The 18,571-nt window shown below is 72.5% G+C and carries 14 protein-coding genes; 7 read left to right on the top strand and 7 right to left on the bottom strand.

Annotated features, from left to right (window positions below; genetic code table 11):
- Positions 1-37 precede the first annotated feature (37 nt).
- Positions 38-1,198, top strand: a complete 1,161-nt coding sequence (locus tag ACIQU6_RS02070) for a UDP-N-acetylglucosamine--N-acetylmuramyl-(pentapeptide) pyrophosphoryl-undecaprenol N-acetylglucosamine transferase (RefSeq protein ID WP_403479705.1) — start codon at positions 38-40, stop codon at positions 1,196-1,198.
- Entirely contained in the window at positions 1,195-2,208 is a 1,014-nt protein-coding gene (locus tag ACIQU6_RS02065) for a GDP-mannose 4,6-dehydratase (RefSeq protein ID WP_403479704.1), read from the top strand. Before ACIQU6_RS02070 ends, ACIQU6_RS02065 begins: the two co-directional genes overlap by 4 nt.
- A 28-nt stretch (positions 2,209-2,236) precedes the next feature.
- Here the strand turns inward: ACIQU6_RS02065 and ACIQU6_RS02060 are convergent, their stop codons facing one another.
- The gene (locus ACIQU6_RS02060; protein ID WP_403479703.1) at positions 2,237-2,875 is read right to left on the bottom strand and encodes a TetR/AcrR family transcriptional regulator; all 639 of its coding nucleotides are present in this window, start codon (positions 2,873-2,875) and stop codon (positions 2,237-2,239) included.
- A gap of 308 nt (positions 2,876-3,183) precedes the next feature.
- Here ACIQU6_RS02060 and ACIQU6_RS02055 point away from each other — a divergent pair, with 308 nt between their 5' ends.
- The 4 genes from ACIQU6_RS02055 to ACIQU6_RS02040 all read left to right on the top strand — a co-directional run bounded on the left by ACIQU6_RS02055 (position 3,184) and on the right by ACIQU6_RS02040 (position 7,572).
- Positions 3,184-4,158 (top strand): tetratricopeptide repeat protein, encoded by a 975-nt coding sequence (locus ACIQU6_RS02055; RefSeq protein WP_403479702.1) that lies wholly within the window; start codon positions 3,184-3,186, stop codon positions 4,156-4,158.
- Between the two features lie 639 nt (positions 4,159-4,797).
- Positions 4,798-5,418 (top strand): DUF6230 family protein, encoded by a 621-nt coding sequence (locus ACIQU6_RS02050; RefSeq protein WP_403479701.1) that lies wholly within the window; start codon positions 4,798-4,800, stop codon positions 5,416-5,418.
- A gap of 257 nt (positions 5,419-5,675) precedes the next feature.
- Positions 5,676-6,236, top strand: coding sequence for a DUF6114 domain-containing protein (locus ACIQU6_RS02045; RefSeq protein WP_403479700.1), 561 nt, complete (start codon positions 5,676-5,678; stop codon positions 6,234-6,236).
- Positions 6,226-7,572 (top strand): hypothetical protein, encoded by a 1,347-nt coding sequence (locus tag ACIQU6_RS02040; protein ID WP_403479699.1) that lies wholly within the window; start codon positions 6,226-6,228, stop codon positions 7,570-7,572. The genes ACIQU6_RS02045 and ACIQU6_RS02040 overlap by 11 nt, the downstream gene beginning before the upstream one ends.
- 132 nt (positions 7,573-7,704) lie before the next feature.
- Here the strand turns inward: ACIQU6_RS02040 and pyk are convergent, their stop codons facing one another.
- The 3 genes from pyk to pta form a co-directional block, all read right to left on the bottom strand.
- Positions 7,705-9,132 carry a pyruvate kinase gene (pyk, locus tag ACIQU6_RS02035; RefSeq protein ID WP_403479698.1) on the bottom strand — a complete coding sequence of 476 codons (1,428 nt, stop codon included), beginning with the start codon at positions 9,130-9,132 and terminating at the stop codon, positions 7,705-7,707.
- Positions 9,133-9,249: 117 nt separating this feature from the next.
- Entirely contained in the window at positions 9,250-10,494 is a 1,245-nt protein-coding gene (locus ACIQU6_RS02030; RefSeq protein WP_403479697.1) for an acetate kinase, read from the bottom strand.
- Between the two features lie 25 nt (positions 10,495-10,519).
- Positions 10,520-12,667 (bottom strand): phosphate acetyltransferase, encoded by a 2,148-nt coding sequence (gene pta / locus ACIQU6_RS02025; protein WP_403479696.1) that lies wholly within the window; start codon positions 12,665-12,667, stop codon positions 10,520-10,522.
- A 277-nt stretch (positions 12,668-12,944) separates the two neighbouring features.
- Between pta and ACIQU6_RS02020 the strand changes: the two genes are divergently transcribed.
- Positions 12,945-13,970, top strand: a complete 1,026-nt coding sequence (locus ACIQU6_RS02020) for an ATP-dependent 6-phosphofructokinase (protein WP_403479695.1) — start codon at positions 12,945-12,947, stop codon at positions 13,968-13,970.
- 99 nt (positions 13,971-14,069) lie between these two features.
- Here the strand turns inward: ACIQU6_RS02020 and ACIQU6_RS02015 are convergent, their stop codons facing one another.
- The 3 genes from ACIQU6_RS02015 to ACIQU6_RS02005 form a co-directional block, all read right to left on the bottom strand.
- The gene (locus ACIQU6_RS02015) at positions 14,070-16,643 is read right to left on the bottom strand and encodes an ABC transporter permease (RefSeq protein ID WP_403479694.1); all 2,574 of its coding nucleotides are present in this window, start codon (positions 16,641-16,643) and stop codon (positions 14,070-14,072) included.
- A 114-nt stretch (positions 16,644-16,757) separates the two neighbouring features.
- A complete protein-coding gene (locus ACIQU6_RS02010) occupies positions 16,758-17,549 on the bottom strand; it encodes an ABC transporter ATP-binding protein (RefSeq protein WP_403479693.1) in 792 nt (263 codons plus the stop codon).
- Positions 17,550-17,743: 194 nt separating this feature from the next.
- Entirely contained in the window at positions 17,744-18,490 is a 747-nt protein-coding gene (locus ACIQU6_RS02005; protein WP_403479692.1) for a helix-turn-helix domain-containing protein, read from the bottom strand.
- Between the last annotated feature and the right edge of the window lie 81 nt (positions 18,491-18,571).

Here is an 18,571-nt window from a genome sequence, read left to right as displayed (position 1 = left end):
TAGAACGTTCTTAAAGCGGCGGTCGAGCGTGGCGGCCATGCGCACACCACTCTCGGTCGTGATCGGTGCGGGCGGCACCGGCGGCCACATCTATCCCGGACTCGCCCTCGCCGACGCGCTGCGTCGGGCCGTGCCGGACGCGGTGATCTCCTTCGTGGGGACCGACCGCGGCCTGGAGACGCGGCTGATCCCGCAGGCCGGCTACCGGCTGCACACCGTCGACATGATTCCCTTCGACCCCTCGCTGGGCGCCCGGCGCTATCTGCTGCCGGCCGCCTTGTTGAAGTCCGGCGCCCAATGCCGGGCGATCCTGCGGGAGCAGGGCGCCCAGGTCGCCGTCGGCATGGGCGGTTACCCCAGTGCCCCGGTGATCGTCGGGGCCAGGATGGCCGGGCTGCCGAGCCTGATCCACGAGTCCAACGCGGTGCCCGGCCGGGCCAACAAGTTCGCCGCCCGGCTCACCCCGCACATCGCCCTGGCCTTCGACCGCAGCCGGCCGCACCTCGCGGGCGGCGAGCGGGCCGAGACGGTGGGGATGCCGCTGTCCGGGCCGCTGGCCGGGCTGGACCGGACGGCGCTGCGGAGCGCGGCCCGGCGCGCCCTGGGCATCCCGGAGGACGCCCGACTGCTGCTGGTCAACGGCGGCAGCCTGGGCGCCGCCCGGCTCACCGAGGCCGCCGTCGGGCTCGCCGGCCGCTATCTGGGGCGGTCCCGGATGCGGCTGCTGATCAAGACCGGGCCGGCGGCGCTGGACGCCACCCGGGCCGCCCTGGAGGCCAACGGCGGGGCCGCGGTCGCCGAGGCGGTGCCGTACCTGGACCGGATGGACCTGGCGTACGCGGCGGCCGACCTGGTGCTGTGCCGGGCCGGTTCGGCGACCGTCGCCGAACTCGCCACGATCGGGATGCCGGCCGTCCTCGTCCCGTACCCGCACGCGCCCGGCGACCACCAGACGCACAACGCCCGGGTGCTCTCCGACGCCGGCGCGGCACTGCTGCTGCCCGACGCGGAGGTCACCGACGAGCGGCTGGACGCGCAGCTCACCCCGCTGCTGGCGGACCCCGACCGGCTGGCCGCGATGGGCGCGGCGGCCGACCCCGGCACGCACGCGCACGCCGCCGACCTGCTGGCCGCCCGGACCCTGGCGCTGGCCGGCCACCCCCACCACCTCACCACCACCCTGAAGGAGTCAGCATGAGCACGCGCAGCACCGTGTCCCGGTCGTGGGCCGGACGGAAGGTCCTGGTCACCGGGGCCGAGGGGTTCATCGGGTCGACGCTGGTCGACCTGCTGGTGGACGCGGGCGCCGAGGTGCGCGCCTTCGTGCACTACAAGCCGTACGCGGAGAAGGGCAATCTGGCGCGGTACCTGGTGCCGGGCGGCCCGGTCGAGATGGTCGCCGGCGACGTGCGGGACGCCGGCCGGGTCATGGACGCGGTCGCCGGCTGCGACACCGTCTTCCACCTGGCCGCGCTGATCGGCATCCCGTACAGCTACGACTCGCCGGGCGCGTACGTGCAGACGAACGTGGTGGGCACCGAGAACGTCGCGGAGGCGTGCCGCCGGCACGGGGTGCGGCGGATGGTGCACACCTCCACCAGCGAGGTGTACGGGACCGCGCTCACCGCGCCGATCAGCGAGGAGCACCCGCTCCAGCCGCAGTCGCCGTACTCCGCCTCGAAGATCGGTGCGGACATGATGGCGCTGTCGCACTGGCACGCCTTCGAGCTGCCGGTGACGGTGGTGCGGCCGTTCAACACCTACGGGCCCCGGCAGTCCGCCCGCGCGGTGATCCCGACGATCCTGGCCCAACTGCACGCCGGCGCGCGGCAGATCAAGCTGGGTTCGCTGACCCCGACCCGGGACTTCACGTTCGTCACCGACACCGCGGCCGGGTTCCTGGCGCTGGCCGACTGCGACCGGGCGCTGGGGCAGGTCGTCAACCTCGGCAGCGGCCGGGAGATCGCCATCGGGGCGCTGGCCGAGGCGCTGATCGAGGCGTCCGGGCGGGACGCCGAGGTGGTGGTGGACGCCGAGCGGCTGCGGCCCTCGGGCAGTGAGGTGGAGCGGCTGCTGTCGGACAACTCCCGGGCGCGGCAGTGGGCTTCGTGGGAGCCGCAGGTCTCCCTCAAGGAGGGGCTGGAGCGGACCTCGGCGTGGGTGGCGGAGCATGTCCACCTGTTCCGGGCGGACCGCTACCAGGTCTGACGGCGGGTCCGGCGGCGCCGGGCCGGGGCTACGGCTCCAGCCCGGCCAGGCCCGCCAGCAGCAGCGTGGTGAACTGCCGGGCCCAGCCGGTGTCGACGGGGCCCGCGCTGACCAGCAGGCGGTGCACGACGGCCCCGGCGATCACGTCGAAGATCAACCCCACGGTGCACTCGGCGGCCTGCTCGCCCTCGGGTCCGCCGGCGTCCGGCGGGAGTTCGCCGCGGGCCTGCGCCCGCGAGCGGCCCAGCAGCACCAGCCGCTTCTGCCGCTCGACGATGGCCTGCCGGATGCGCTCGCGCAGCGCGTCGTCGGTGGTGGACTCGGCGACCACCGCCATCAGCGCGGTCTTGGTCTCGGGCCGGGCCAGCAGCGCGCCGAACTGGAGCACCACGCCCTCGATGTCGGCCTGGAGGCAGCCCCGGTCGGGGAGTTCGAGCTCGTCGAAGAGGACCGCGACGGCGTCCACGACCAGTTCGCTCTTGCTGCCCCAGCGGCGGTAGAGGGTGGTCTTGGCGACCCCGGCGCGCTGGGCGACCTCGCCCATGGTGAGCCCGCCCCAGCCCACGTCGACGAGCGCGGCGCGGGTGGCGTCGAGGATCGCGCGGTCGGCCTCGACGCTGCGGGGGCGACCCGGGCGGCCCTTCGGCGGGTGGGCGGACTGGTGCATGCCGGCGACCATACCGGCCGGTAGTGCGGCGGGCGGCGCCTCTCGTGAGGGAGATCACGCGGGCCGGGCCGAAAAGTGGGTGCCGGGCGGGGGCGGCCCCAAGTTACGCTACGACCCGTAGCGTAAGAGCGACACCACTGGCCGTGGGTGGGGACCCACGGCCGCGCACCACCGGCCCCGTGCACGGGGCCGCCGACGGGCACCGGTTCCCCGGCGCGGGCCGCATTCCAGCGGGGCGCACGGGCGTGAGCGGGCCCGCTTCCCGGATCGCTTTCCGGAACCGGCCGCTCAGGGGGGAGGATGGACACATGCAGCCACGCAACATGTCCATGAGTGGAGTCGTCGACCTCGCAGCGGTGAAGGCGGCAGGGGAAGCGAAGCAGAAGGCCGAGCAGGCCCGCGCCGAGGCCGCCCGCACCGGTGTGCAGCCGGCCGGCGCCGCCCGCCTGGTGTTCGACGTCGACGAGGCGGGGTTCCAGCAGGACGTCCTCCAGCAGTCCAACGAGGTCCCGGTCGTCATCGACTTCTGGGCCGAGTGGTGCGAGCCGTGCAAGCAGCTTGGCCCGCTGCTGGAGCGCCTCGCGGCGGAGTACGCCGGCAGGTTCGTCCTCGCCAAGATCGACGTCGACAGCAACCAGATGCTGTTCCAGCAGTTCGGGGTGCAGGGCATCCCGGCGGTCTTCGCGGTGGTCGCGGGCCAGCCGATCCCGCTGTTCCAGGGTGCGGTCCCCGAGGCCCAGCTCCGCCAGGTGCTGGACCAGTTGGTGCAGGTCGCCGAGCAGCAGTTCGGCATCGTGGGCGCGCCGGTCGACCCGTCGGCCGCCGCGCAGGCCGACGCCGCGACCGAGGCGCCCGCACCGGTCGGCCCGTACGACGCGGCGCTGACCGCGGCGGCCGACGCGCTGGACGCCGGTGACCTCGACGGCGCCGTCCGCGCCTACCGCAACGTGCTCTCCGACGATCCGGCCAACCCGGAGGCCAAGTTGGGCCTGGCCCAGGCCGAACTCCTGGCGCGGGTGCAGGACCTGGACCCGCAGGCGGTCCGCAAGGAGGCCGCGGAGCAGCCGGGCGACGCCGCGGCGCAGATCAAGGCCGCGGACCTGGACCTGGTCGGCGGGCACGTCGAGGACGCCTTCGGCCGGCTGATCGAGACCGTGAAGCGGACCGCGGGCGAGGACCGGGAGGCCGCGCGGGTGCGGCTGTTGGAGCTCTTCGAGGTGATCGGCGCGGAGGACCCGCGGGTGTCGAAGGCGCGCACGGCACTGGCCCGCGTCCTGTTCTGAGCCAGGCTTCGGCGATTTCCGGGCACATTTCCGTCCCGTCCGGATCCGCTCCCTCACGACTCCCACACAAGCGTCCAGCAAACGACACGGCGGCCACGCTTTACCGAAACTTGGTAAAGGTGGCCGCTGTTACTTGGAGTAAGTCGCAGCGGTCAACTAGCCCAATTCTGCCCTGAATTGCCCCTTGTTTGGCCGCTGTGAGCAGCGACGCTGCGTGCCTAGGTGATCTCTCTGTGTCCCGGCACGGTTATCGGGTCGTTACCCGTAAGTAACGAGGGCCTTGTGCGGCGGCCGGGAATGCACGACGATCGGCGACGCTCGGTCCATTCCCGCAGCCCGGCATCCGGTCGGCGCCGCGGGGCAATTGGGTCCCCACCGAGTGGGTCGGCGGCAGTGGCGCCGGCCGTGGACAGGGGGGTCTCTGCCGTCCGTGGCAGGGCCTGTCCGGTGAGGTTGCGCGAGAGCGTGGCCAGTGGTTGTCGCTCGGGGGTGATCGCCGGTATTCGAAGAACACTGCTGTGGCCCTTCGAGACGGGCGCTCTCCTTCCCGAGGACGTAGCACTTCTCCCATCCCAGGTACGGCCGGCCTCAACCGAGGCGGTACGCACCGGAGATGTACGTCCGAGAAGGAGGAAAGTCATGGAGTCCTTGACTCGTGGCGGGACCAGATGGAAGCGGTTCGCCGTCGTCATGGTGCCGAGCGTCGCGGCCACCGCCGCGATCGGTGTCGCCCTCTCGCAGGGTGCCCTGGCGGCGTCGTTCAGCGTGTCCGGCCAGCAGTTCAAGGTCAGCACGGACCGGCTGGATGGCACCGGCTTCGTCCAGTACGGCGCGGTTGACGCCCAGAAGAACGGCAAGAACGTCCCGGTCGCGGTCTCGGCGTTCTCCAACGCCAAGATCCGCAACCTGTGCCAGTCCGTCGTCGTGCCGGTCCCGGTCTTCGGCGATGTGTCGATGAAGCTCCAGGCCGGCGGCGCCGGCAGCCAGCCCGTGGAGGCCAAGAACCTCTACATCGACCTGGACCAGTTGAACGCGGACGCGACCTTCAACAACATCAACATCGGTGTTGCGGCGGGTTCCACGTCCAAGGGGCCCGGCATGAAGAAGGGCGACAAGGCCGACCCCGGCTCCTTCGCCCAGGAGGCCGACACGGCCACGCTGACCAGCGTCCACCAGCGTGCCTGGGCCACCACGGCCGGCACGTTCAAGCTCAGCGGCCTCAAGATGAGCGTCACCAAGGGCGCGAGCGAGTGCTACTGACGCACTGAGCGTGCGGGCGCGGGGTGGAGCTGTACGGCGTCGCGCCGTTCCCCGTGCCCGCACGCCGGGTAGCGCTGGAAGTGCCCACAGAACCACCGAATTGCCAGTCCCGAGGAGCCGGACATGAGCGACTGGAGCAGGGGGGACTCCCCGGCCGGGGTTCCCCGGCCGACGCCGGGCGGTGTCCCCGGGGGAAGAGTCATCGACAGGTACGTGCGGCGCGGATGCGGGACCGCCGACCGCAGGGAGGCTGGCGCATGAGCGCAGAACGACCACGGCTGAACGAGATCCTCGGCCGGAAGCGGCAGGCGTTCCGCCACTGGCGCGGTCAACGCCCCTTCTGGGGCGGCCTGTTGACCCTCCTCGCGGGCATCCCGATCATGTACATCCCCTACGCGAACCTCACCATCGGATCCCTCACCGTCCGGATGGCGACCACGGCCGGCGCCGGTTCGCTGATCATCGGCGTGCTGCTGGTGGTGCTCGGCCTCACCATGTGGTTCCAGCCGGTCTCGCGGGTCTTCGCGGGCGTCGCGGCGATCCTGCTGGCCCTCGTCTCGCTGGTCGTCTCGAACTTCGGCGCCTTCCTGATCGGCTTCCTGCTGGGGCTGATCGGCGGCGCGCTGGGCGTCTCGTGGGCGCCGGGCAAGGCGGTGCGCAGCGAGGACGAGCCCGGCGAGGGGAACCACGTCGTCGGGCCGGTGGTCGCCACCCACCCCGCGCCGGCGGCCGGTGGTCCCGGGTTGGGCAACGGACTGGACGATCTGTCAGGAACGAGCCCGACCAACGGAAGGAACGGGAGGCACCGTGCCGGGTGACGAAGTGCACGTGGGGACACCCCCGCCGGAGGGCGAGGGCGCGGCCTCCGGGACGACCGGCCGTTCGGGCACGGGGAGCGGACCGCGCCACGCGGCGCCCAAGAAGCCGCTGTTGACCCGCCTGCACGTGCCCGCGGGCAAGGCGATCGCCATCGCGGCGATGCCGTCCGCCGTCCTCATGGGCATGGGGCTCACGCCCCAGATGGCGATCGCCAAGCCGGTGCCGCCCGAGAGCCCCTTCCGGGACGGCCCCTGCGTCACCGTCCCGGACACGTCCGGCCAGGACGCCAAGGCGAAGGACGACGGCAAGGACCAGAAGGACCAGAAGAAGGACGGCAAGGACGCCGGGAAGGACGGGGGCAAGCCGTCCGCGGAGCCCTCGGCCTCGCCGTCGTCGTCGCCGTCCGCCTCGCCGTCGTCGTCGCCCTCGGCCGGCAAGGACGCGAGCGGCGGCGGAGCGCCCAGCCCGTCCGCCTCGGCGACCCCGTCCCCGTCGGCCCCGCCGAAGAAGGACGACGGCGGCCTGTTGGGCGGGATCGGCGACGCGCTGGGCGGCCTCCTCGGCGTGCACAGGAAGTCCGACCAGCCGTCGGCCTCGCCGACCCCCTCGCCGTCCGCGTCCGCCACCAAGTCCCCGACCCCGTCGGCGGGTTCGGCGGCCAAGGAGCCGGCGGCCGAGGACGCGTCGCCCTCGCCGGGCTCCGGGCCCGGCCTGGACGAGGTCACCAAGCCGGTCGGCGATGCGCTGAAGGACCCGTCGAAGGCGGTCAACGACACCGTGCACGGCGCCGTCGGCACGGTCGACAACGCCCTGCCCGGCGGCGGGTTGGACGGCAAGGACAAGAACGGCAAGCCCGCGTTCCCCTGCGTCGTGGAGAACAAGCAGAAGGGCAAGGACGAGCAGACCCCCGCCACCCTCCCGGACCTCCCCTGGCACCTGGAGTCCAGCGGGCTGACCCTGCGCGGCCTGAACTACGAGGGCGTGGTCAACGTCTCGACGCAGAGCGGCCACACCAAGCAGGCGCTGAAGTTCACCGCGGACAGCATCGACATCGGCGACCTGCACCAGATCGTGGACGACCCGAGGTCGGGCAAGCACTACCACGTGCGGTCCACGCCGGGCTCCACGTCCACCATCCGCGGCGGCAAGGTGACGCTCTACACCGAGCGGTTGCAGGGCAACCTCTTCGGGCTGATCCCGATCGTCTTCGACCCCGAGCACCCGCCGCCGCTGAACGTCCCGTACGCCTACTTCAGCAAGGTGAAGCTGGACCAGGCCGGCCAGTTCGGCGGCAACCTGCACGTCCCGGGCATGCACCTGTCCATCGAGGACTGATGTCCGTCGAGGGCTGAAGCGGACCGGCCGGCGCCGACGAGACCTCCGGGAGCCGCGGAGAAACGGCGGTGGGCCGCCCCCTGCGAACGAGGGGGCGGCCCACCGCCGTTGCGCTGCCCGTCGGGCGGCGCGTCAGGCGCGCTCGCCGCCGAGGTGGTGCACCCGGACCATGTTGGTGGTGCCGGGGACGCCGGGGGGCGAGCCGGCGGTGATGATCATGGTGTCGCCCTCGTTGTAGCGCTTGAGCTTGAGCAGCTCGGCGTCGACCAGGTCGACCATCGCGTCGGTGTTGTCCACGTGCGGGACGACGAAGGAGTCCACGCCCCAGCTCAGGGTGAGCTGGTTGCGGGTGGCGAGGTCGGTGGTGAAGGCCAGGATCGGCTGGGCGGCGCGGTAACGGGAGAGCCGGCGGGCGGTGTCACCGGACTTGGTGAACGCCACCAGCGCCTTGCCGTCGAGGAAGTCCGCCATCTCGCAGGCCGCGCGGGCCACCGCACCGCCCTGCGTGCGCGGCTTCTTGCCGGGCACCAGCGGCTGCAGGCCCTTGGAGAGCAGCTCCTCCTCGGCCGCCTCGACGATCTTCGACATGGTCTTGACGGTCTCGATCGGGTACTGGCCGACCGAGGACTCCGCGGAGAGCATGACCGCGTCGGCGCCGTCGAGGATGGCGTTGGCGACGTCGGACGCCTCGGCGCGGGTGGGCCGGGAGTTGGTGATCATCGACTCCATCATCTGGGTCGCCACGATCACCGGCTTGGCGTTCCGCCGGCACATCTCCACCAGGCGCTTCTGCACCATCGGGACCTTCTCCAGCGGGTACTCCACCGCCAGGTCGCCACGGGCCACCATCACCGCGTCGAAGGCCATCACGACCTCGTGCATGTTGGCGACCGCCTGCGGCTTCTCGACCTTGGCGACGACCGGGACCCGGCGGCCCACCTCGTCCATGACGCGGTGCACGTCCTGGACGTCCTTGGCGTCCCGCACGAAGGAGAGCGCGACCATGTCGCAGCCCATGTGCAGGGCGAACTTCAGGTCCTCGATGTCCTTCTCGGACAGCGCCGGGACGTTGACCGCCGCGCCGGGCAGGTTGATGCCCTTGTGGTCGGAGATGACCCCGCCCTCGATGACGATGGTGCGCACCCGCGGGCCGTCGATCTCGACGACCTGGAGGGCGACGTTGCCGTCGTTGATCAGGACCGGGTCGCCCTTGGAGACGTCACCGGGCAGGCCCTTGTAGGTGGTGCCGCAGATGTGCTTGTCACCGGGGACGTCCTCGGTGGTGATGACGAACTCGTCACCGCGCACCAGCTCGACGGGGCCCTCGGCGAAGGTCTCCAGGCGGATCTTGGGGCCCTGGAGGTCGGCCAGCACGCCGACGGCGCGGCCGGTCTCCTCGGCGGCCTTGCGGAGGCGGTGGTACCGCTCCTCGTGCTCCGAGTGGGTCCCGTGGCTCATGTTGAAGCGGGCCACGTTCATGCCGGCCTCGATCAGCGTCTTCAGCTTCTCGTAGGAGTCGACGGCGGGGCCCAGGGTGCAGACGATTTTGGAACGGCGCATGTCTCGATCCTATCGGTTTGTTTCGGAGCGGAATATTTCGCTCTGCTTCACAGACTCTTCAGCCGGGCCGGGGCCCGGCGGGCCCGCGGGCTGCCGCCCCGCGGGCCGGGCGCTGATCTAGGCGGTGACCAGGGCGTACGTCTGCCGGGCGATCTCCAGTTCCTCGTCGGTGGGGACCACCGCGACCGCGACCCGGGCGTACCCGGGCGAGATCAGCCGCGGCTCGTCGGACCGCACGTCGTTCAGCGCGGCGTCCACCGCCAGGCCCAGCTCCTCCAGGCCGGCGACCGCGGCGGCGCGGACCGGGGCGGCGTTCTCGCCGACGCCCGCGGTGAAGGCCACCGCGTCGACCTTGCCGAGCACCGCGCAGTAGGCGCCGATGTACTTCTTCAACCGGTGGATGTAGATGTCGAAGGCGAGCGCGGCCCGCGCCCCGTCCTCGCCGCCGGCGTCGATCCGGCGGCGGATCTCCCGCATGTCGTTGTCGCCGCACAGCCCGAGCAGGCCGCTCTTCTTGTTGAGCAGCTCGTCGATCTCGTCGACGGACATCCCGGCGACCCGCTTGAGGTGGAAGGTCACCGCCGGGTCGATGTCGCCGGAGCGGGTGCCCATGACCAGGCCCTCCAGCGGGGTCAGGCCCATGGAGGTGTCCACGCAGCGGCCGCCCTGGACGGCGGAGGCGGAGGCGCCGTTGCCCAGGTGCAGCACGATCACGTTGACGTCCTCCGGCGCCTTGCCGAGCAGTTCGGCGGTGCGGCGGGAGACGTAGGCGTGCGAGGTGCCGTGGAAGCCGTAGCGGCGGATGCGGTGCGCGTCGGCGGTCTCCACGTCGATGGCGTAACGGGCCGCGTGCTCCGGCATCGTGGTGTGGAAGGCGGTGTCGAAGACCGCGACCTGCGGGAGGTCGGGGCGCAGGCCCTGGGCGGTCCTGATGCCGGTGATGTTGGCCGGGTTGTGCAGCGGGGCGACCGGCACCAGCCGCTCGATCTCCTTGAGCACCGCGTCGTCGACGACGGTCGGCGCGGTGAACTTCAGCCCGCCGTGCACCACCCGGTGCCCGATCGCGGCCAGTTCCGGGGAGTCCAGCCCGAGCCCGTCGGCCGCCAGTTCGTCGGCCACCGCCTTCAGCGCGGCGTCGTGGTCGGCTATCGGGCCGGTGATCTCGCGGGTTTGGCCGCCGGCGGCCAGCGGGGTGTGGACCAGGCGCGAGGTCGTCTCACCGATCCGCTCGACCAGGCCGACGGCGAGCCGCGCACCGCCCGCGGCGGAGCCGCCGTCCGAGGCTGCCATGTCGAGCAGTTGGTACTTCACCGACGAGGAGCCGGAGTTGAGGACGAGGACGCGGGTGGCGTTGGCAGTCATGAAGGGCTTTCCGTGGGGGGTGGGGTCAGCTGGTGTGGCCGGTGCCGGGCTCGGCGCCCTGGGCCTGGATCGCGGTGATCGCGACGGTGTTGACGATGTCCTGGACGAGGGCGCCGCGGGAGAGGTCGTTGACCGGCTTGCGCAGGCCCTGGAGGACCGGGCCGACCGCGACCGCGCCGGCGGAGCGCTGGACGGCCTTGTAGGTGTTGTTGCCGGTGTTGAGGTCCGGGAAGATCAGCACGGTGGCCTTGCCGGCCACGTCCGAGTCCGGCAGCTTGGTCGCGGCGACCGCCGCGTCCACCGCCGCGTCGTACTGGATCGGGCCCTCGACCAGCAGGTCCGGGCGCCGCTCGCGGACCAGCTCGGTGGCCTTGCGGACCTTGTCGACGTCGGCGCCGGAGCCGGAGGTGCCGGTGGAGTACGACAGCATCGCGATCCGCGGCTCAACGCCGAACTGGGCTGCGGTGGTGGCGGATTGGATGGCGATGTCGGCCAACTGCTCGGCGTCCGGGTCCGGGTTGACCGCGCAGTCGCCGTAGACCAGGACGCGGTCGGCCAGGCACATGAAGAAGACCGACGAGACGATCTGCGCGCCCGGCTTGGCCCGCCCGTCGCCCGCCACCACCCCAGCCGACGCGCTGCGCGCGGCCCCTTGAGTCTTGATGATCTCGAAGGCCGGGCGGATGGTGGCGGCGGTGGAGTGCACCGCGCCGGAGACCATGCCGTCGGCCAGGCCCTCCTGCACCATCAGGGTCCCGAAGTAGGAGACGTCGGCGACCATGTCGAAGGCCAGCTCGTAGCTGACGCCCTTGTGGGCGCGGAGGGTGGCGTAGAGGTCGGCGAACCGCTCGCGCAGCGGCGACGTCTGCGGGTCGATGATTTGCGCGTCGGCCAGGTCGATGGCGAGGTCGGCGGCGCGCTTGCGGATCGTCTCCTCCTCGCCGAGCAGCGTCAGGTCGCAGACGTCGCGGCGCAGCAGCACATCGGCGGCGCGCAGCACCCGCTCCTCGGAGCCCTCGGGGAGGACGACCCGGCGGCGGCCGGCGCGGGACCGCTCGATCAGCTCGTGCTCGAACATCATCGGGGTGACCCGCTCGGAGCGGGCGACCGAGATCCGGTCGGTGAGCTCGGCGGTGTCCACGTGCCGCTCGAAGAGGCCGAGCGCGGTCTCCGCCTTGCGCGGCGAGGCGGCGTTCAGCTTGCCCTCGATGGCGAACAGCTCGGCGGCGGTGGGGAAGGAGCCGCCGGGGACGGAGACGACCGGGGTGCCGGGCGCGAGGCGGGCGGCCAGCGCCATGATGTCCGGGCCGGGGCGCTCGTCGAGGGTGAGCACCACGCCGGCGATCGGCGGGGCGCCGGCGCTGTGCGCGGCGAGCGAGCCGATGACGAGGTCGGCGCGGTCCCCGGGGGTGATCACCATGCAGCCGGGGGTGAGCGCCTGGAGGAAGGTCGGCAGCATCGCGCCGCCGAAGACGAAGTCCCTCGCGTCCCGGGCGAGGCCGGAGTCGTCGCCCAGCAGCACCTCGGCGCCGAGCGCGTGCACGATCTGGCCGACGGTCGGCGCGGAGAGCGAGCCGTCCTCGGGGAGCGCGTAGCAGGGCACCGGCAGCCGGGCGGCGAGCCGCTCGACGACGGCCGCGCGCTGCTCGGCGGCGACGCGGTTGACGACCAGCGCGACCACGTCGCAGCCCAGCGAGGTGTAGGCGCGGTAGGCGTTGCGGGCCTCGGCGCGGACGGACTCGGCCTCCTGGCCCTGGCCGCCGACGACGGGTATCACCGCGGCGCCGAACTCGTTGGCCAGCCGGGCGTTGAGCGCCAGTTCGTCGGGGAGGCTGGTGTCGGCGTAGTCCGAGCCGAGGACCAGGACGTACTCGAAGTCGCGGGCGACGGCGTGGAAGCGGTCGACGAGCCGGGAGACCAGCTCGTCGGTGCCCTGCTCGGCCTGGAGGGCGGCGGCCTCGGTGTAGCTGATGCCGTAGACGGACTCGGCGGGCTGGGCGAGGCGGTAGCGGGCCCTCAGCAGTTCGTAGAGCCGGTCCGGTCCGTCGTGCACCAGGGGCCGGAAGACCCCCACCCGATCGACGTGGCGGGTCAGGAGTTCCATGACTCCCAGCTCGACGACCTGGCGGCCGTCGCCGCGGTCGATACCGGTCACGTACACGCTGCGCGTCACGCGGTCTCTCCGTCCATTCCGATGGCCGCGAGGCGCCCGGCCTGCGGATTTTCCCTGGTCACAAGGTCAAAATTACCCGTTATGGTGGGCTTGACCCTCTTGACAATACCTGCGCGGATGGATAAGTCGCTCTCCCAGTTTCCCTGTGGGGTGCGGGCCGGGGGACAGTGGGGGTGGCCGCCCGCGCGCGGCACCGCGCCGGGGTGCGGGCACGCCGCACGTGAAAGAATCGAACCGGCTCACACGAACCGACAGCGAGCACAGGAGACACAGCACGATGCGTATCGGAGTCCTCACCGCGGGCGGCGACTGCCCCGGCCTGAATGCTGTGATCCGGTCCGTCGTCCACCGCGCCCTGACCGGCCACGGCGACGAGGTCATCGGCTTCGAGGACGGCTTCAAGGGCCTGCTCGACGGGCGCTTTCGCAAGCTGGACCTGGACGCGGTCAGCGGCATCCTGGCCCGCGGCGGCACCATCCTCGGCTCCGCCCGCCTGGAGCGCGCCCGGCTGCGCGAGGCGTGCGAGAGCGCCAAGGACTTCTCCCGCGAGTACGGGATAGACGTCCTGATCCCGATCGGTGGCGAGGGCACGCTGACCGCGGCGCGGATGCTCGCCGACGCCGGGATGCCGGTCGTCGGCGTCCCCAAGACCATCGACAACGACATCTCCTCCACTGACCGCACCTTCGGCTTCGACACCGCCGTCGGCGTGGCCACCGAGGCCATCGACCGCCTGAAGACCACCGCCGAGTCGCATCAGCGGGTGATGGTCGTCGAGGTCATGGGCCGGCACGCGGGCTGGATCGCGCTGGAGTCCGGGATGGCCGGCGGCGCCCACGGCATCTGCCTGCCGGAGCGCGAGTTCGACGTCAACGACCTGGTGAAGATGGTCGAGGAGCGGTTCGCCCGCGGCAAGAAGTTCGCCGTGGTCTGCGTCGCCGAGGGCGCCCACCCGCGGCCCGGCACCATGGACTACAAGAAGGGCGCCATCGACCAGTACGGCCACGAGCGGTTCTCCGGCATCGGCACCGCGCTCGCCCGCGAACTGGAGCACCGCCTGGGCAAGGAGGCCCGTCCGGTCATCCTCGGCCACGTCCAGCGCGGCGGTACCCCCACCGCCTACGACCGGGTGCTGGCCACCCGCTTCGGCTGGCACGCCGTCGAGGCCGCGCACCGCGGCGACTTCGGACAGATGACCGCGCTGCGCGGCACCGACATCGTGATGACCCCGCTGGCCGAGGCGATCACCGAGCTCAAGCGGGTCCCCGAGGACCGCATGGCCGAGGCCGAGTCGGTCTTCTAGGGCCGGCCCCTCTCCTGACGCCGCGTCGGCCCGAGCCGACGCCAACGAGCCGCCGGCGACGCACCGTTGGGTGCGTCGCCGGCGGCTCTGCGTGCGGCCTCACTGGGAGGCGACGGCCTCCAGCATGTTGAGGCGGGCGGCCCGGCGGGCCGGCCACAGCGCCGCCAGCACGCCGACGACCAGGGCGATCAGCAGGAACAGGCCGAGCCGGCCCCAGGGCAGCACCATCGAGTAGGTCGGGAAGGACGAGCCGACCAGGCTGCCGCCGGCCCAGGCCAGGAAGATGCCCAGGCCGATGCCGAGCACCGCGCCGAAGAGCGAGATGACCACCGACTCCAGCCGGACCATCTGCTTGATGCCGCTGCGGGCCAGGCCGATGGCGCGCAGCATCCCGATCTCGCGGGTGCGCTCGAAGACCGACATGGCCAGGGTGTTGACCACGCCGACCACCGCGATGATCACGGCCATGCCCAGCAGCCCGTAGACCATGTTCACGATGGTGTCGATCTGCCCGGCGTTCTCCTTGCGCAGGTCATCGCGGCTCTGCACCTTCAGCAGCGGGCTGTCGCCGAGCGCCCGGCGGATCTCCTTGACCAACTCGGGGGAGCCGCCGTTCGCCGTCTTGACCAGGAGTTCGTCGTCGCGGAACCGGTCCAGGTGCGGATCGACCAGGGCGGTCCCGGCGAAGGAGGAGCCGAGGACCTCGTTGTCGGCGTAGAGCGCGGCGACCTTCAGGCGGGCCTTCTTCTTGTCGTAGAACTCGACGTTCACGGTGTCGCCGACGCGCCAGCCGTGCTCCTTGGCGCCGCTCTGCGAGACGGCGATGCCGCCGGCCCTGACGGCCGCCAACGAGCCCTGGGTGATGTCGAGTTGGGTGACCTTGCCGATCTGGTCGAGGTCGGTGCCGCGGAGGAAGCCGAAGGAGCTGTCGCGGCCGGGGCCCGCTTCGGTGGAGAAGCCCGTGCCGCGCAACGGCGCCACCGCCTCGACGCCGGGGACCTGGGCCACCTTCGGCGACAGCTTCGGGTCGAGGCCGACGTAGGTGGAGGTCTTGACCTGGTAGTCGGCGGTCACGCCGCTGCCGACCATCTTGTCCATGGCCACCTGGGCGGAGTGGCCCGCCACGGTCATCCCGGTGATCAGGGTCAGGCCGATCATCAGCGCCGAGCCGGTCGCCGCCGTCCGCCGCGGGTTGCGCAGCGCGTTCTCCTTGGCCAACTTGCCGGTGACGCCGAAGAGGCGCGTGGTGACCGCGCCGGCCAGCGACACCAGCGGCCGGGACAGCAGCGGGGCCAGGATGATCACGCCGGTCAGGGTCAGCGCCGACCCCGCCATGGCGATCGGCAGGTCGTCGCCGGAGGTGAGGGTGGAGACCCACAGCATCACCGCGACGCCGGCGCCGGTGATCAGCGCGCCGATGGTGTTGCGGACCACGAGGCTGCGCGTGGCCGGCGGCGCCTCGACGGTGCTCAGCGCCTCCACCGGGGCGATCCGCGCCGCCTTGCGGGACGGCAGCCAGGCGGCCAGGACGGTCACCACGACGCCCACGCCCAGCGAGGCGAGCACCGCGGACGGGCTGATGACGACCGGGCCGTCCGGGAAGCCCGCGCCGTTGGCGTCCAGCACGGCCCGCAGCCCCACCGCGATCCCGGTGCCCAGCGCGAAGCCGACGACCGAGGAGATCAGGCCCAACAGGCCGGCCTCGGCGAGCACCGAGCGCACCACCTGCCGGCGGGAGGCGCCCACCGCGCGCAGCAGCGCGATCTCGCGGCTGCGCTGGGAGATCAGCATGGTGAAGGTGTTGGCGATGATGAAGACGCCGACGAACAGGGCGATTCCGGCGAAGGTCAGCAGGGTCTTGCTGAGCGCGCTGTTCTGCTCGGCGATCCGCCGGGCCTGTTCGGCGGCCAGGTCGTGCCCGCTTCTCGCCACGGCGCGGTCGGCCGGCAGCAGTGCGCGGACCTTGGCGGTCAGCGCCCGCTGGTCGGTGCCGGGGGCGGCCGCCACCACCAACTCGTCGAACTGGCCCGGGTGCAGATACAGCCTCTGCGCGGTGGCGGTGTCGAACAGCGCCAGGCTGCCGCCCGCGGTCACCGCCGGGTCGTCGGTCGCCACGATGCCGACCAGCTTCTTGGTCAGCACCGGGCCGTCGGTGGCGAACCGCACGGTGTCGCCGACCCGCACGCCGGCCGCCTTCGCGGTGGTCTCGGCCAGTGCCAACTCCCCGTCGGCGGCCGGGCCGCGGCCCTGCACCAGCGGGTAGCGGGGGTCCTTGCCGTCCTTGCCCGGCTGGTAGTTGACCGCGCGGTTCTGCCAGCCGTTGCCGATCGGCTGGTCGTCCCGGCCGGCCAGGGTCGCCTCGCCGGTGACGTCGGCGCGGACGCCGGTGACGCCGGGCAGCGCGCGGATCCGGTCGGCCAGGTGCTGGTCCAGGGCGGTGGCCCGCCTGCCGTCCTTCGCGGGCCCGGGGCCGGCGTCGGGGTCCGAGACGGCCTGGACGGAGACGGCGACGTCCTTGAGGTTCTTGGCGGAGGCGTTCTTGACGGCCTCGCCGACGGAGTCGCTGAAGATCAGGGTGCCCGCGACGAAGGCGACGCCGAGCAGGACCGCGAGCGCGGTCATCAACAGGCGGGCCTTGTGCGCGAGGACGTTGCGCAGGGCGGTTCTGAACATGGTGGTGGTGTCAATCCTGGGTACGGGGCCCGGGCGGGGCTCGGGTACGGGCGGCGGTGGCCGAACAGGCCAACTCGCGTGATCGGCCGGCCGGTCGGCGCGTCCGGTGTGCCGCTAGCTCGTCCGGCCCGCGGCCTCGAAGCGGCGCATCCGGTCCAGCACGGCGTCCGCGGTGGGCTCGTGGAGCTCGTCGACGATCCGGCCGTCGGCGAGGAAGACCACCCGGTCCGCGTAGCCGGCGGCGACCGGGTCGTGGGTGACCATCACCACGGTCTGGTCCATCGCCCGCACCGACTCCCGCAGGAAGCCCAGGACCTCCGCGCCGGAGCGGGAGTCGAGGTTGCCGGTCGGCTCGTCCGCGAAGATGATCTCCGGCTGGGCGGCCAGCGCCCGCGCCACCGCGACCCGTTGCTGCTGGCCGCCGGAGAGCTGGGCGGGCCGGTGGTTGAGGCGCTCCGACAGCCCCACGGTGTCCACGACCCGGCCGACCCACTCCTGGTCGGGGCGGCGGCCCGCGATGTCCATCGGCAGCGTGATGTTCTCCAGCGCGGTGAGCGTCGGCAGCAGGTTGAACGCCTGGAAGATGAAGCCGATCTTGTCGCGGCGCAGCCGGGTCAACTGCTTGTCGCCCAGCGAGGCCAGCTCCATGTCGCCGATCCGGGCCGAGCCGGAGGAGACCGAGTCCAGCCCCGCCATGCAGTGCATCAGGGTGGACTTGCCCGAGCCGGACGGGCCCATGATCGCGGTGAAGCGGGCCCGGCCGAACTCCACCGAGACGGAGTCCAGCGCCACCACCCGGGTCTCGCCCTGGCCGTAGACCTTGCTCAGGTCGGTGGCGCGGGCGGCGACGGCCGGGGTGGCGGGGCGGAGGGGCGAAACGGGACGGGGGACGGCGGCGTGCGGCACCACGAACTCCCAGGAAGGGGTGAAGGGACGGGACGGAACTCGGCGGGAACGCCGTGCTCCCATCCTCGATGCCGCACCCCGCCCGGGGCTTCGCCCGCAGGGACCGAAAGCCGGACCGGCCGCAAGTGCCATGCCCGGCGCCCGCGTCCATCTCTGGACGGACGGACGTCCACCCGCAGACCGACGCGCGCCCCTTAGGGCCGGTCCTGGGGCTCGCCCCCGTCGCGCGGTGCGGGCGGCGGCCCGCCGGCCCGGCGCCAGAACTCCGCCAGGATGCCGTCGAGGAAGTCCCGGCCCGCCCGGCCCGCCTCGTCCGGGGCCCGGCCGCCGGTCCAGCTCAGCGAGGCGGCCATCGTCGCGTGGTACTCCTCGTGCAGTTCCTGGAGGGCCTGTGCCAGGTGCTCCTTGGGCAGCGGCGCCAGCCTGCCGACCGGGCGGACGTAGCCCTGCCAGCGGGTGGTGGCGGCGCTGGTCAACAGCTCGACCAGGCGGTCCTCCTGGTCGGTGAAGCGGATCAGCGCGGGCAGCGGCAGCGCCAACGCCTCGGCCAGCGCCGCCGCCTGCCGGTCGGTGCCCCGCCACCGCCCGCCGGCCTCCAGGCGCGCGTACCCGGCCACGTCCATGCCGATCCGGCGTGCCAGATCGGCAGGGGCGAGGCCGAGCGCCAGCCGGTACTCGCGGAGGGTCTCGGGGGTGCCGAGGAGTTCGGCGGGGGCGCACCACAGGGCGCCGGCCAGCGCGGCCAACTCCGCCTCGGTGGGCGAGGTCTCGCCCAGTTCCCAGGACGCCACCGCCGCCGGTTCCAGGCGTTTTCCGTAGGCCGCCCAGATTCCGTAGGCGACGTGGGCGTGGGTCATGCCGAGGGCCTCCCGCAGGTGGCGGGCGACGGCGGCATTGAAAGGGGGTCTGCGGGCTTCCCCGTCGTCCGTGCTCACCGGCACACGGTAGGGGAGGGCGATGCCGCGGACCTATCGTGCGGATATCCAAGGTTGGCGGTTGGGGGAACGTACGAGAAGTGGCCG

Source organism: Streptomyces sp. NPDC090442 (assembly GCF_044769405.1).
Taxonomy (GTDB): domain Bacteria; phylum Actinomycetota; class Actinomycetes; order Streptomycetales; family Streptomycetaceae; genus Streptomyces.
Note: the sequence above shows the minus strand (reverse complement) of the source record. Positions and strands in the feature narration are given on the sequence as shown.